A 13,303-nucleotide genomic window follows, 5' to 3' on the forward strand; every position below is an offset into this window, starting at 1 on the left:
GGGGGAGGGAACCCTTCCGCTACTGCCTCCCTCACGTAATGCGAGCTGAGGGGTATGCAGTTGACGCCACGTCGCGTGAGGTGAGCACGCGGGTCAGGCTCCCTCCCCCCTTGCGGGGGAGGGTGGGGAGAGGGGTGGCCCCGGGCGAGATGATCGATATGCGCGCCATCGCGCAATCGGGCCGCGCTCGAAACGCATCCGGAAGCAAAATGGCCTTGATTTTGATGGATTGCCGGGTCATCCCGGCCTTCCCCGTCACATGCCACGAGATACGGACCACCGGATGCGATCCATTTCCGCACGCGCGCCTCTTGCATTGCTGCTCGCACTGCCGCTGCTGGCAGGCTGCCTCGAACGCGGGCGATCGCCGATCGCGGAGAGCATGGGCGACGACGATCAATACTGCCAGGCGGGCGGCAAGGTTGCAGTCGGCTCGCCCGACTATGTCGCCTGCCGCAAGGACCGCGACGTCCAGCGCCAGAACGCCGAAGCCCGCACCGATCGGCGGCAGCGCGATCTCGGCGAATACATGATGAACAATCCGGACCGGCACTAGGGCGGTGGTGACCGCCCGGCCGGTGGAGATCAGATCCTGTGCTTGTTGAAGGCGAGCTCACGTTGGAGCGTGACAGGATCGGAGAGCTCGACGGGCTGCGCGCGATCGCGGTTCTGATCGTCATCATCTGGCACTATTTCGGCACGCCGGACGGGCCGCAGGGCTGGCCGTGGAAATTGCTGCATGTCGGCCGCTTCGGCGTCGACCTGTTCTTCATTCTGTCCGGCTATCTCATCACCGATATCCTGCTGCGCCACCGCGCGACTGAGCGATATTACTCGGCGTTCTATGGCCGGCGCGCGTTTCGCATCTGGCCGCTCTACTACCTGATGTGCGGCTGCGCGCTGATCGGTTGGTATTTCGCGCTCAGCCCTGATCTGTTCGACACCAGGGGCGTGCCCGGCTGGCTGTATCTGTTCGGCCTGCAGAATTTCGGCATGGCCAAGGCTCAGACCGACGGCGCTTACTTTCTGGCCGTCACCTGGTCACTTGCAATCGAGGAGCAGTTCTATCTGCTGTTTCCGCTGCTGGTCCGCAACATCCCGCCCGAGCGTCTGTTCGCGATCCTGCTGGTGCCGATCCTGATCTGCCCGATCGGACGGCTGATCGATAGCGCACTGCCGGACGCGTATGGCTGGTACGTGCTGCCGCAATTCAGGATCGATTCGCTTGCGATCGGCGCGCTGATCGCCTGGTGGCGCCTCTACCGCAAGCCGGATGCCGAGATCTCCAGGCTTGTGGCAAACATCCTCAAATGGTCGAGCGTCTCGCTTCCGCTGTTGTGGCTGTTCGGATGGAAGCGCTGGTCGGTGGCGCTCTCGCACACCCAGGTCGAGATCTTCTTCGGTGCCCTGCTGTTCGTCGTGCTGGAAAATCGCGGTTCGGCAAAACTTGCGATCCTGCGCAGTTGGGCCGCGACCTTCTTCGCCAGAACCTCCTACGCGGCGTATCTCACCCACCACGTCATCGTGTACCTGCTGTTCGCCGTGCTCCATGAGCCGAGAACGATCGAGAGCCTCGCCGGCATCTCGCTGACCTTCGGCGCGCTCGTGCTGACCTTCGGGCTGTGTGCCCTGAGCTATCGCTACGTCGAACGTCCGCTGCTCGATTTCGCCCATCGGCGCTTCTCGTTCGCCTGAGCGAAAGCGCGCGCGGGGATCAAGGCCATTCGTGTCCCCAAATGAAAACGCGGCGGGTTTGGCCCGCCGCGTTTGGTATTCCGTTCGCCGTGTTGCGACGTCCGCGCTTACTCTTCGTCGTCGGGCTTCTTGCCGCCGATCGTCTTCAGCTTGGCGAACACGGCATCGACATTGAGATCGTCGTGGCGCTCGATCGGCTGATCGTCGAGCTCGTCCTTGCGCGTGGTCTCGGAGGCCGGCAGCAGCGTGGCGCCGCCATAGACGGTGGTGGTCGGCTTCTCCTTGGCGGCGCGCTGCACCTCGAAATCGAGCTCGATCTGCGAGCACAGGCCGAGCGTCACCGGGTCCATCGGCGTCAGGGTCGAGGCGTTCCAGTGGGTGCGGTCGCGCACGCTCGCGATCGTGGTCTTGGTGGTGCCGACCAGCCGCATGATCTGGGCGTCCTTGAGCTCGGGATGGTTGCGCACCAGCCAGAGGATCGCGCTCGGCCGCTCATGGCGGCGCGACACCGGGGTGTAGCGCGGGCCCTTCTTCTTGGCGGCGGTCGGCAGCACCACCTTGCTCTCCTGGAGCCTGAGGCGATAGTTCTGGTCGCGCTCGCCCCGCTCGATCTCCTCGCGGGTCAGCTGGCCGTTGGAAATCGGGTCCATGCCCTTGATGCCCTGGGCGGCGTCGCCGTCGGCGATGGCACGGACCTCGAGGGGGTGCATCTTGGTAAAATCGGCCACCTGATCGAACGTCAGGGCGGTATTGTCGACCAACCACACGGCAGTCGCCTTCGGCATCAGCGGTGCGTTGCTCATGGCAAATCTCCTTTGTGCTTCGCCCACCTCTGTCGAGGCGAAGCTGGTAGTCATCGGCGATGACGGGAATTATGCCACCTATATAAGCCCTCCGGGGGGAATGGCGCAATGGGCCAGCAAAATCGCCTTGACAGCGCCCGAAAGCAGTCCCAAGTCCTTACCTTAACTGGCCGTTCCCCGCCCGCCGGCGAGGGGTGATTCGGTCCCGAAATTGCCCCGACACAGCCCCGAGACCAGCCCGATGTCAGCGAAAAAACCCGATCTTAAAATCGTGCTTTGTTCCCCCCGCGGCTTTTGCGCCGGGGTGGTCCGCGCCATCGACACGGTCGAGCGCGCCCTCACCATTTATGGCGCCCCGGTCTATGTTCGGCACGAGATCGTCCATAACAAGTACGTGGTGGACAGCCTGAAGACCAAAGGCGCCATTTTCGTCGAGGAATTGTCCGAAATCCCCGACGAAACCAACGCCCCGGTGGTGTTCTCGGCCCATGGTGTTCCGAAATCGGTTCCGGCCGAGGCAAAATCCCGCAATTTCTTCTCGCTGGACGCGACCTGCCCGCTGGTGACCAAGGTCCACCGCGAGGCGGCGATCCATTTCAAGCGCGGCCGCGAGATCCTGCTGATCGGGCATTCCCACCATCCCGAGGTGGTCGGCACGCTGGGCCAGCTGCCGGAGGGCGCCGTGACCCTGATCGAGACCGCCGAGGATGCCAAAACCTTCGTCCCGAAGGATCCCGACAATCTCGCCTTTGTGACCCAGACCACGCTGTCGATCGACGACACCGCGGAGATCGTGGCGCTGCTCAAGGAGCGCTTTCCGAACGTCAACGGTCCGCACAAGGAAGACATCTGTTACGCCACCACCAACCGCCAGCTTGCGGTCAAGAAGGTGGCGCCGGTGGTCGATGCCCTGATCGTGGTCGGTGCGCCGAACTCGTCGAACTCGCAGCGCCTGCGCGAGGTCGCCGAGCGCGAGGGCTGCCCGGTTGCGATTCTTGCCCAGCGCGCCAGCGACATCGACTGGGCGCGCTTCGAAGGCATCAGGAGCCTCGGCATCACCGCGGGCGCATCGGCGCCGGAAGTGATCGTCGAGGAGATCATGGGCGCCTTTGCCGAGCGCTATGAACTGCACGTGGAGACGGTCTCGGCCGCGGAAGAGAACGAGTTCTTCCCGCTGCCGCGCTCGCTGCGGCCCGACGCTGCCGCGGCGGAATAGACCATATGGCGGTCTACACCGACGTTGCCGCCGAAGACCTCGCGGAATTCCTCAAAAGCTACGACATCGGCGAATTGCTCTCCTACAAGGGCATCGCCGAAGGCGTCGAGAATTCGAACTTCCTGCTGCACACCAGCCAGGGCGCCTACATCCTCACGCTCTATGAGAAGCGCGTGGCGGAGGACGATCTGCCGTATTTCCTGTCGCTGATGGCGCATCTCGCCGAGCGCGGCGTGTCGTGCCCGCAGCCGGCGCGCAACCGCAAGGGCGAGGTCACGAGCCGGCTCGCCGGCCGGCCCGCGGCGATCATCAACTTCCTCGAGGGCGTGTGGCCGCGGCGGCCGAACGTCGCGCATTGCTCCGGGGTCGGCGAGGCGTTGGCGAAAATGCATCTCGCGGGTGCCGACTTTCCGCTGGTGCGCAAGAACCCGCTGTCGGTCTCCGGCTGGCGGCCGCTGTTCGATCTCGCCGCCGCGCGGGCCGACAGCGTGCAGGTGGGCTTGCACGACTTCATCGCGCGCGAGCTCGATCATCTCGAAGCAAGCTGGCCGGCGGATCTCCCGGTCGGCGTGATCCACGCCGATTTGTTTCCCGACAACGTATTCTTCCTCGGCGACAAGCTGTCGGGCCTGATCGACTTCCCGTTCGCTTGCAACGACATCCTGGCCTACGACGTCGCGATCTGCCTCAACGCCTGGTGCTTCGAGCCGGATCATTCCTTCAACGTCACCAAGGCGCGCGCGCTGCTCAACGCCTATGGCCGCGAGCGGCCGCTGTCGGCGGCGGAGGAGGCCGCGCTGCCGCTGCTCGCGCGCGGCGCCGCGATGCGCTTCCTGCTGACGCGGCTGGTCGATTTCCTCAACGTGCCCGAGGGTGCGCTGGTGCAGCCGAAGGACCCGCTGGAATATGTCCGCAAGCTGCGCTTCCAGCAGAATGTCGCGAGCCTGAACGACTACGGCATCACGCCGGCCGGATGCGCGGCGTGAGCGACAAGCCGCACGTGATTGTCTTCACCGATGGCGCCTGCTCCGGAAATCCCGGACCGGGCGGCTGGGGCGCGATCCTCAGGTTCGGCGATGTCGAGAAGGAATTGAAGGGCGGCGAGGCGCACACCACCAACAACCGCATGGAGTTGATGGCGGCGATCTCGGCGCTGGAAGCCCTGAAGAAGCCCTGCGTGGTCGACCTCACCACCGACAGCCAATATGTCCGCCAGGGCATCACCGGCTGGATTCATGGCTGGAAGCGCAATGGCTGGCGCACCGCCGACAAGAAGCCGGTCAAGAATGTCGAGCTGTGGCAGCGTCTCGACGCCGCGCTGAAGCCGCACGAGGTGCGCTGGCACTGGATCAAGGGCCATGCCGGCCACGCCGAGAACGAACGCGCCGACGAGCTGGCGCGTGAGGGTGTGGCGATGGCGAGGTTGAAGGGGTAGGGGGCGCTGACGGTAGGTAGGATGGGTGGAGCGAAGCGATACCCATCGCGTCACCGCTTGGCACGAAGGTGATGGGTATCGCTTCGCTCCACCCATCCTACAAGATCACGGGCCGCGATCCCGGTGATCGCCATGCCCAAAACCGTCATCGCCCGCGAAAGCGGGCGATCCAGTATTCCAGAGACAGTGGTGACTGAAACGAGAGGCCGCGGCGCCCTGGATCGCCCGGTCCAAGCCGGGCGATGACAGTGTGCGTGGGGCGTCGGCTCACAGCTGCCCGAGCAGCGTGTCGCCGCCGGAGACTTCGACCTTGCCCGGAGCCGGCTCCTTGTTGAGCTTCTTCACCACGCCGTCCTCGACCAGCATCGAGTAGCGGTGGGAGCGGATGCCGAGGCCGTTGCCGGAGGCGTCGAGCTCCATGCCGATCGCCTTGGCGAAGTCGGCATTGCCGTCGGCGAGGAAGACGGCCTCGTCGCGCTGGTCAGTGTCGCGCTTCCAGGCGTTCATCACGAAGGCGTCGTTGACCGAGACGATTGCGATGGTGTCGACGCCCTTGTTCTTCATGGCATAGGCGTTGAGGAAGATGCTCGGCAGATGCATCTTGTGGCACGTGCCGGTGTAGGCGCCGGGCACCGCGAACAGGGCGACCTTCTTGCCCTTGAAAATATCGTCGGTGGTTTTGACCTGCGGCCCCTCGGCGGTCATCACGCGAAACTTGGCTTCCGGCAGCTTGTCGCCAACATTGATCGTCATCGGTGTTCTCCCTCGGTGAAGCGGAATTGTCTTAAACCCGGCGGTTGGACGGCACAATACGACCTGACGGAAGAACGGCAATGCCCGAAAGCATTCACCGTTCCGTCATCAGCCGGAAAACCCGCCGCCATCGAGGAAGGCCTGTTCCTCGGCAGTCGTTTCCCGTCCCAGGACATGGTTACGGTGCGGGAAGCGGCCGAACCGGCGGATGATGTCGGCGTGGTCCTCGGCATATCTGAGGTTGTCGGGATGGCAGTCATATTGCCTAAACAGCGTCACGCAGCGCTGCTGGTCGTCGAGGTCCTCCGAATGCTCGAAGGGCAGATAGAGGAATTCGCGCAGCACCAGGTCAGTCCGCGCGTCGACGCCGCGGCCGATGGCACGGCTTGCCACCTCACGTGCCAAGGGATCGCTCGAAAAGGTCCTGGCGTCGCCTCGAAACAGGTTTCGCGGAAACTGGTCGAGCACGATGGTCAGCGCCAGCGCGCCCTCGTCGCTCGCCTCCCATGACGACAATTCACCGGCAGCCGCCTGCTGCCAGGTGGCGAGGAAGCGGCTGCGGATTTCGGCATCGAAGGCGTCGTCGTGCTTGTACCAGCGGTCGCGGCCGGCATCTCGCCAGAACGCGACGACGTCGGCAGGCGTCGCGATGCGCGCGTCAGTCATGTCTGTCCAACGCCCGCATTACGAACCTTCTGTTTGCGCATGATCTATTCGGAAAACCGCTTCGCACTTTTCCGGATCAGGCGCTACGCCGCAGCCTTCTTCTCGTCGCGCAGCTCGCGGCGCAGGATCTTGCCGACATTGGTCTTCGGCAAATCGGTCCTGAACTCGATCTGCTTCGGCACCTTGTAGGCGGTGAGTTGGGTGGCGCTGAACTTGATGATGTCCTCGGCGGTGACGTTCGGGTCCTTCTTGACCACGAAGGCCTTCACCGCCTCGCCGGACTTCGCGTCGGGCACGCCGATCACGGCGCATTCGAGCACGCCCGGATGGCTCGCGATCACTTCCTCGATCTCGTTCGGATAGACGTTGAAGCCGGAGACCAGGATCATATCCTTCTTGCGGTCGACGATCTTGGTATAACCCTTCTCGTCCATCACGCCGATGTCGCCGGTGCGGAAATAGCCGTCGGCCGTCATCACGCGCGCGGTCTCGTCGGGTCTGTTCCAGTAACCTGACATCACCTGCGGGCCCTTGGCGCAGATTTCGCCGGCCTGGCCGATCGGCAACTCATTGCCGTCGTCGTCGCGGATCGAGAGCCAGGTCGACGGCACGGGAAGGCCGATCGTTCCCGAGAACTCCTCGATCGTCGCGGGATTGCACGTCAGGGTCGGCGACGTCTCCGACAGGCCGTAGCCTTCCGACAACGAGATGCCCGTCACCTTCAGCCATTTCTCGGCGACCGGCCGTTGCGTCGCCATGCCGCCGCCATTGGCGATCTTCAGCTTGGAGAAGTCGAGCTTGTCGAACCCGGGCGTGTTCAGCAGGCCATTGTAGAGCGTGTTGACCGCCGGGAAGAAGCTGACCTGGTACTTCGACAGTTCCTTGACGAAGCCGGCCATGTCGCGCGGATTCGGAATCAGCAGATTGGTGCCGCCGGCCCGCATGCCCAGCAGGTAGCACGCGGTGAGCGCAAAGACGTGATACAGCGGCAGCGCGCAGACGATGACCATCTGTTCGACGATCGGCGGCTTCGCCAGCGCCGGCTGCAGCCAGGCGTCGTTCTGCAGCACGTTCGCCAGGATGTTGCGGTGAAGCAGGGTCGCGCCCTTGGAGACGCCGGTGGTGCCGCCGGTGTATTGCAGGAAGGCGACGTCGTCGAGCGTCAGCGTCGGCTTGTTGAGCCTGGCGGCGCGGCCGGCCGACAGCGCCTCGTTGAAAGAGACCGCGCCCGGGATCGACCAGGCCGGCACCATCTTCTTCACCCGGCGAACCACCAGGTTGACGATCACGCCCTTGAAGCCGAGCAGGTCGCCCATGCTGCCGACGATGACGTGCTTGACCGCGGTGTTGGGCAGCACCTTCTGCACTGTCGTGGCGAAGTTCTCCAGCACGATGATCGCTTCGGCGCCGGAATCCTTCAGCTGATGCTCGAGCTCGCGCGGGGTGTAGAGCGGATTGACGTTGACCACGGCGAAGCCGGCGCGCAAGACGGCTGCGGTCGCCACCGGATATTGCAGCACGTTCGGCATCATCAATGCGACCCGCGCGCCCTTCTGCAGGCCCTTGCTCTGCAGGTAGGCGCCGAGCGCCGCCGACATCTCGTCGAGCTCGCGATAGGTGATCGCCTTGTCCATGCAGATGAACGCCTTGCGATCGGCGAATTTCTTGAAGCTCTCTTCCAGCAATTCGACCAGCGACGAATATTGCGTGACGTCGATATCGGCGGGCACGCCGGCCGGATAATGCTTGAGCCAGATGCGCTCCATAATGGTCTTTCCCTCTCTCAAATTTGGCTGACGTCCCGGATTGTTTCCGGGTTTCTCGACCCTGGGTCGTATTATTCTTGGTCGCGGTATTTCAGGCAGTATTGAGCGATGCCGCGGCCAATGGCAAGCCGCTGCGCGCTATCGACGCATTGGGAGATCGGAGGGGGTGACGCTGTGCTAGCCGGCCGGCTTGGCGTCCGCCTTGGGCTTGGCGTCGGCTTTCGGCTTCGCGGCCGGCTTTGCCGCCGCCGGCTTGCCGGCAGGCTTTGCGGCGGCCGGCTTGTCCGGCTTCGCAGCTGCGGCATCCGGCTTGGCGTTGGCGTGACGCACCGGCTTGGCCGCCGGCTTGCTGTCCGGCTTGGCCGCGCTCTTGGCGTCGCCCTTCGCATCATCGGCCGTATCGGACTTCTTGCCCGCGACGCGGGTGTGCTTGCCCTTGGTGCGCTTGACCGGCTGCAGCTTCTCGGTGTCGGCCTCGACCGCGGCGATCAGCGCAGCACCGGTCTTGGTCGGCCCCGTATAAACCACGACCGGTTCGGACGCCGCCGCCGGCTGTGCCAGCATGTCGGCCGGCTTGGTCGGCATCGCGGCCTGCAGGCCCGAGGCGAAGAAGCTCACGCCGCTGTCGCCGTTGGTGCTCGCGCCGGCACTGGCGACGGTGTCTTCGCCGTCCTCGTCGCTGGCGGGCCGCTTGTGCTTGGCGCCGCACATCTCCTCGCGCAGGTTCGGCGGGGTGGAATCGATCGGCACCAGATTGTCGACGGTGCCGAGCGAGGGCCGCAGCCACGCCAGCCCGTTATTGGCAAAGCCGCGATCCAAGAGCTGCGCGGCGCGGATCGCGCGCATGCGGCCCGAGGAGGCGCCGAGCACCACGGCGATCAGCCGCTTGCCGTCGCGCGTCGCCGACGCCACGAGGTTGTAGCCGGACGCGCAGATGAAGCCGGTCTTGAAGCCGTCGGCGCCGGGATAGCGGCCGATCAGCTTGTTGAAGTTCTGGGTGATGCGGCGGCCGAAGCGGATCGAGGGGATGTGGACGAAATACTCGTATTCCGGCAGGTCGCGGATGATGGCGCGGGCGAGGATCGCCATGTCGCGCGCCGAGGTGATCTGGCCGTCGGCCGGCAGGCCGTTCGGGTTGACGTAGCTCGTTTGCGTCATGCCGAGCTTCTGCGCGGTCTGGTTCATTTCGCCGGCAAAGCCGTCGATCGAGCCGCCGATCCCCTCGGCCAGCACCACGGCCATGTCGTTGGCCGACTTCACCAGCATCATCTTCAGCGCGTTGTCGACGGTGACCTGGGTGCCGGGCCGGAAGCCCATCTTCGAGGGCGACTGCGACGATGCGGTCGGCGACACCGTGAGCAGCGTGTCGAGCGAGACGCGGCCGTCCTTGACCGCCTTCAGCGTCACATAGGCCGTCATCAGCTTGCTGAGCGAAGCCGGGTACCACGGCATCGTCGCATTGTCGGCCTGGAGCACCTTTCCGGTATCGGCCTCGACCACCAGCAGCGCCTCGGCCTGCGCCATCTGCGGCGTTGCGACGGCGAGCATCGCGACGGCCAGAATCCATTTCAACGACGGGCGCAGCGGGCGAGGAAAATGCACGAGTCCGGTTCCGGTCCTTTGAGACCCACCTTTAAAAAAAGGAGGTCTTGCGATGTGACGTACGGGTTTCAAGCGTGTCCGGCGCCGCATTGCGGCGATGCAAACCCTATACCGGCTTGCCAGCAGAGAACAGAGGCCGGCCAATTATATCGTGGACGAAATCGGCTGAATTTCGGCAGCCGCCTCAATTGGAAAGGGGAGAATTATGGTGCCTCGATGCCGGCGCGCGCCTGTTCCTGGACCATGAACTGGGCCCGCGCGAGTTCGGCAAAACGCCCGCCTTTCGCCACCAGTTCATCGAAAGTTCCGCTTTCGATCATCCGTCCCTGGTCGAACAGCAGGATGCGGGTGGCGTGGCGGATGGTCGAGAGGCGGTGCGCGATCACGAAGGTGGTGCGGCCCTTCATCACTTCATCGAGAGCGGCGTTGACCTTGGCCTCGGTGACGGCGTCGAGCGCGCTGGTCGCCTCGTCGAGGATCAGGATCGGCGGGTCCTTGAGCAGCGCACGCGCAATCGATAGTCGCTGACGTTCGCCGCCGGACAGCATGCGGCCGCGTTCGCCGGCATGGGTGTCGAACTTCTTCTCGCTGCGCTCGATGAAATCCAGCGCCTGCGCGCGCGCCGCGGCGGTGCGCAGTTCCTCGTCGGTTGCGTCGGGCTTGCCGACGCGCAGATTGTCGGCGAGCGAACGGTTGAACAGCAGCGCCTCCTGAAACACCACGCCGATGTTCCGCCGCAACGCCGTCAGCTTCAGCGCGCGGATGTCCATACCGTCGATCTCGATGATGCCGGATTGCGGATCGAACGCGCGGTGCAGCAGCGCGATCGCGGTGGATTTGCCGGCGCCGGTCGAGCCGACCAGCGCGATGGTCTGGCCGGGCAGCGCGGTGAAGCTGAGATCCTCGATCGCCGGCCGCTTGCCGTCATAGGAGAACGAGACGTCGTCGAACTCGACGAGGCCCGACAGCCGGCCGGGATCGACCGCGCCCGGACGGTCGCGCACCGCCGGCACCGCATCGAGCACGTCGAAGAATTCCTGCAGCCGCGGCGCTTCCATGAACACGTTGTTGATGAAGCTCACCACCTGCTCGAGCTTCTGGATCAGCATGGTGGCGAACGAGACGAACATCACGATCTCGCCGACCGTGGTGAGGCCCTCATTGTGGAGCGCGATGCCGACGGTGAAGATCGCGAGCACCGTGATGGTGGTCGAGGCGCGCGTGATCACGGTGACCAGCGCCCACCACGACAGCACCGGCATCTGCACCGCGAGCAGCTTGTCGGCGACGTAGCGCAGGCCCTGCACCTCGGAATCGATCCGCACGAAGCTCTGCACCAGCGCGACATTGCCGAGCGCGTCGGAGGCGCGCGCCGAGAGGTCGCTGTAATAGGCCTCGACCTCGCTCTGCATGCCGTAGGTCTTGCGCACCACCATCGTGGTCAGCACGGTGAACACGACGCAGAGCACGAACAGCAGGATGGCGAGCCGCCAGTTGATGTAGAGCGCGAGCGGCAGCAGCACGACCAGCGACATGATCGCGGCGAAATGCTCGCGGAAGAAGCCGAGCCAGAGCCGCCACAGCGCATCGGTGCCGTTCAGCATCACCTTCATCAGCCGTCCGGAATGGGTGCCGGAGTGGAAGGTCAGCGGCAGCTGCAGGATGTGCTCGAAATAATCGGTCAGCACCGCCTGGCGCTGGCGGTGCGCCAGCCGGTCGGCCTGCAAGGCGACGATCGCGCTGCAGCCGATCGTGAACAGGCCGAATGCCGCCCAGGCGACCAGCAGCGGCCATGCCGAATTCGTCGCGAACAGCCCGGTGACCGGCCGGCCCGACAGCACGTCGACGATCTTGCCGAACAGCACCGGCTCGGCGAATTGCGCGCCCGCAAGCAGCATGTTGGCGGCGGCGAGAATCCAGCCGAGCCGCGCTTCCTTGCCGAGCAGTTCGAGGACGCGGGTATAGAGGCGGAGCATGGACATGCCGGCGGGACTCTCGAACGGTGGGCGCCGGGCCATTGTAAGCCGGGATTACAACGGAGAACTACCCACTTTCCTTGTCCGGTCCACACGCTCCGACGCCCAGTCCTGAGATGCCGGTGAACAAATGCAGTCCGTCATTGCGAGGAGCGACAGCGACGAAGCAATCCATTTCTCCGCGCGTGGCGAGATGGATTGCTTCGCTTCGCTCGGAATGACGTAGCTAGGTGAGGCCTCAATTCACCAGCCGGCCGTCGATCGGCGGCAGGAATTGGTCGTCGAAGATGTCGGCGGCGTGCGGCCGCTTCTGGAATTTGAAGTCTTCCGCGAGCTGGTCGACCGATCGCTCGAAACGCTCCGGGTCGATGCCGCCGAGACCGTTGCGCTTGACCTCGGCGGTCAGGATGTTGTCGCGGATGATGGCGGATAGCCGCTCGAGCTCCAGATCGCGCGAACCGCCGTCCATCCGGCTCACCACCTCGCTTGCGGCGCGGGCCGGGTCCTTGACCGCGAGATTGGTGCCGCCGACCGCCGCGCGCACGAAGCCCTTCACCGCGTCCGGCTTGGCCGCGACAAGGTGCGGGCTGACGATCACGGCAAAGCCATAGGCCTCGCAGCCGTAGTCGGCGAAGCGCAGCACCGCAAGATCGTCGGCCGGCACGCCGCGATCCCGCAGATTGATCGCCGAGAGATAGGAGAAGCCGGTCACGGCATCGACCTGGCCGGCGGAAAGCATCGGCTCGCGCACCGCGGCGCTGATCGTGTTCTGCTTCACGCTCGATAGCTTGATGCCGTTCTGTTTGGCGACCGCGGGCCACAGCCGGATCGAGAGATCGCCCTCGGCGACGCCGAGGCCCTTGCCCTCCATGTCCGCCAGCGCCTTGATGCCGCGGCTCTTGCGGGCAATGATCGCGTAGGGCGCCTGGTTGAACAGCACGAACACCGCCTTGACGGGGGCTGCGCCAGGCTTGTCGCGAAATCGGATCAGCGAGTTGATGTCGACGAGCGCGAAATCGCTCGAGCCGTCGGCGACGCGCGCGATTGCGTCCGCCGAACTGGTGGCGACGTTGGTGCCGACGTTGAGGCCCTCGGCGCCGAACAGGCCGCCGACCGACGCCATCACGAATGGCGCCGCGGCAGCGTCAAGCGGCCGGTCGAGCGTGAACTGGATGGTGTGCGGCTGCGGCTGATCGCCGGCGTGCAGCGGCGTCAGCGCCGGCCACACGCCGCCCGAGAGGCCGATCATGCCGGCCAGTATCCAGCGGAGAACGATGGTCCGACTTACCTGCATCGTGACATCCGGGAGGCGAGACAAAGTGCCGCGCCGGCTGCGCCCCTTGTTCATGACATCGAATGCGCCAAGGCAACCGTCATTTCAAGCTGCAATT

12 protein-coding genes are annotated in these 13,303 nt (G+C 64.8%); 5 read left to right on the forward strand and 7 right to left on the reverse strand.

Annotated features, from left to right (window positions below; genetic code table 11):
- Positions 1–283 precede the first annotated feature (283 nt).
- A complete protein-coding gene (locus FBZ93_RS24435; RefSeq protein WP_063270690.1) occupies positions 284–556 on the forward strand; it encodes a hypothetical protein in 273 nt (90 codons plus the stop codon).
- 38 nt (positions 557–594) lie between these two features.
- Positions 595–1,695 (forward strand): acyltransferase family protein, encoded by a 1,101-nt coding sequence (locus tag FBZ93_RS24440; RefSeq protein ID WP_146989179.1) that lies wholly within the window; start codon positions 595–597, stop codon positions 1,693–1,695.
- 107 nt (positions 1,696–1,802) lie between these two features.
- Here the strand turns inward: FBZ93_RS24440 and FBZ93_RS24445 are convergent, their stop codons facing one another.
- On the reverse strand, positions 1,803–2,498 hold the full coding sequence (locus FBZ93_RS24445) for a DUF1013 domain-containing protein (RefSeq protein WP_167529195.1): 696 nt from the start codon (positions 2,496–2,498) through the stop codon (positions 1,803–1,805).
- Positions 2,499–2,739: 241 nt separating this feature from the next.
- On the opposite strand from FBZ93_RS24445, the gene ispH reads away from it, so the two are divergent.
- Genes ispH through rnhA form a run of 3 tightly spaced genes read left to right on the forward strand, consistent with a single transcriptional unit; the run spans position 2,740 to position 5,149 of the window.
- Positions 2,740–3,714, forward strand: coding sequence for a 4-hydroxy-3-methylbut-2-enyl diphosphate reductase (ispH, locus tag FBZ93_RS24450; RefSeq protein ID WP_146989183.1), 975 nt, complete (start codon positions 2,740–2,742; stop codon positions 3,712–3,714).
- A 5-nt stretch (positions 3,715–3,719) separates the two neighbouring features.
- Positions 3,720–4,700, forward strand: coding sequence for a homoserine kinase (locus tag FBZ93_RS24455; RefSeq protein ID WP_146989185.1), 981 nt, complete (start codon positions 3,720–3,722; stop codon positions 4,698–4,700).
- Positions 4,688–5,149 (forward strand): ribonuclease HI, encoded by a 462-nt coding sequence (gene rnhA, locus FBZ93_RS24460; RefSeq protein ID WP_171947839.1) that lies wholly within the window; start codon positions 4,688–4,690, stop codon positions 5,147–5,149. The genes FBZ93_RS24455 and rnhA overlap by 13 nt, the downstream gene beginning before the upstream one ends.
- 267 nt (positions 5,150–5,416) lie before the next feature.
- Here the strand turns inward: rnhA and FBZ93_RS24465 are convergent, their stop codons facing one another.
- The 6 genes from FBZ93_RS24465 to FBZ93_RS24490 all read right to left on the reverse strand — a co-directional run bounded on the left by FBZ93_RS24465 (position 5,417) and on the right by FBZ93_RS24490 (position 13,206).
- Positions 5,417–5,902, reverse strand: a complete 486-nt coding sequence (locus FBZ93_RS24465) for a peroxiredoxin (protein ID WP_050419364.1) — start codon at positions 5,900–5,902, stop codon at positions 5,417–5,419.
- Between the two features lie 108 nt (positions 5,903–6,010).
- Positions 6,011–6,568: a DUF924 family protein gene (locus FBZ93_RS24470; RefSeq protein ID WP_146989187.1), complete on the reverse strand. Its 558-nt coding sequence runs from the start codon at positions 6,566–6,568 to the stop codon at positions 6,011–6,013.
- Between the two features lie 83 nt (positions 6,569–6,651).
- Positions 6,652–8,334 carry a long-chain fatty acid--CoA ligase gene (locus FBZ93_RS24475; RefSeq protein WP_146989189.1) on the reverse strand — a complete coding sequence of 561 codons (1,683 nt, stop codon included), beginning with the start codon at positions 8,332–8,334 and terminating at the stop codon, positions 6,652–6,654.
- 177 nt (positions 8,335–8,511) lie between these two features.
- Positions 8,512–9,936: a D-alanyl-D-alanine carboxypeptidase family protein gene (locus tag FBZ93_RS24480; protein ID WP_146989191.1), complete on the reverse strand. Its 1,425-nt coding sequence runs from the start codon at positions 9,934–9,936 to the stop codon at positions 8,512–8,514.
- A gap of 203 nt (positions 9,937–10,139) precedes the next feature.
- Positions 10,140–11,918 carry a glucan ABC transporter ATP-binding protein/ permease gene (locus tag FBZ93_RS24485; protein WP_146989193.1) on the reverse strand — a complete coding sequence of 593 codons (1,779 nt, stop codon included), beginning with the start codon at positions 11,916–11,918 and terminating at the stop codon, positions 10,140–10,142.
- A gap of 232 nt (positions 11,919–12,150) precedes the next feature.
- A complete protein-coding gene (locus tag FBZ93_RS24490; RefSeq protein WP_167529196.1) occupies positions 12,151–13,206 on the reverse strand; it encodes an ABC transporter substrate-binding protein in 1,056 nt (351 codons plus the stop codon).
- Positions 13,207–13,303: the final 97 nt, after the last annotated feature.

Source organism: Bradyrhizobium macuxiense (assembly GCF_007993935.1).
In the GTDB taxonomy this organism is placed as follows: Bacteria; Pseudomonadota; Alphaproteobacteria; order Rhizobiales; family Xanthobacteraceae; genus Bradyrhizobium; species Bradyrhizobium macuxiense_A.

Coding starts and splice junctions, on each gene's coding strand:
- FBZ93_RS24490 (WP_167529196.1), bottom strand. CDS start 13,206: ATGCAGGTAAGTCGGACCATCGTTCTCCGCTGGATACTGGCCGGCATG.
- FBZ93_RS24485 (WP_146989193.1), bottom strand. CDS start 11,918: ATGTCCATGCTCCGCCTCTATACCCGCGTCCTCGAACTGCTCGGCAAG.
- FBZ93_RS24445 (WP_167529195.1), bottom strand. CDS start 2,498: ATGAGCAACGCACCGCTGATGCCGAAGGCGACTGCCGTGTGGTTGGTC.
- FBZ93_RS24435 (WP_063270690.1), top strand. CDS start 284: ATGCGATCCATTTCCGCACGCGCGCCTCTTGCATTGCTGCTCGCACTG.
- rnhA (WP_171947839.1), top strand. CDS start 4,688: ATGCGCGGCGTGAGCGACAAGCCGCACGTGATTGTCTTCACCGATGGC.
- FBZ93_RS24465 (WP_050419364.1), bottom strand. CDS start 5,902: ATGACGATCAATGTTGGCGACAAGCTGCCGGAAGCCAAGTTTCGCGTG.
- FBZ93_RS24455 (WP_146989185.1), top strand. CDS start 3,720: ATGGCGGTCTACACCGACGTTGCCGCCGAAGACCTCGCGGAATTCCTC.
- FBZ93_RS24470 (WP_146989187.1), bottom strand. CDS start 6,568: ATGACTGACGCGCGCATCGCGACGCCTGCCGACGTCGTCGCGTTCTGG.
- FBZ93_RS24475 (WP_146989189.1), bottom strand. CDS start 8,334: ATGGAGCGCATCTGGCTCAAGCATTATCCGGCCGGCGTGCCCGCCGAT.
- ispH (WP_146989183.1), top strand. CDS start 2,740: ATGTCAGCGAAAAAACCCGATCTTAAAATCGTGCTTTGTTCCCCCCGC.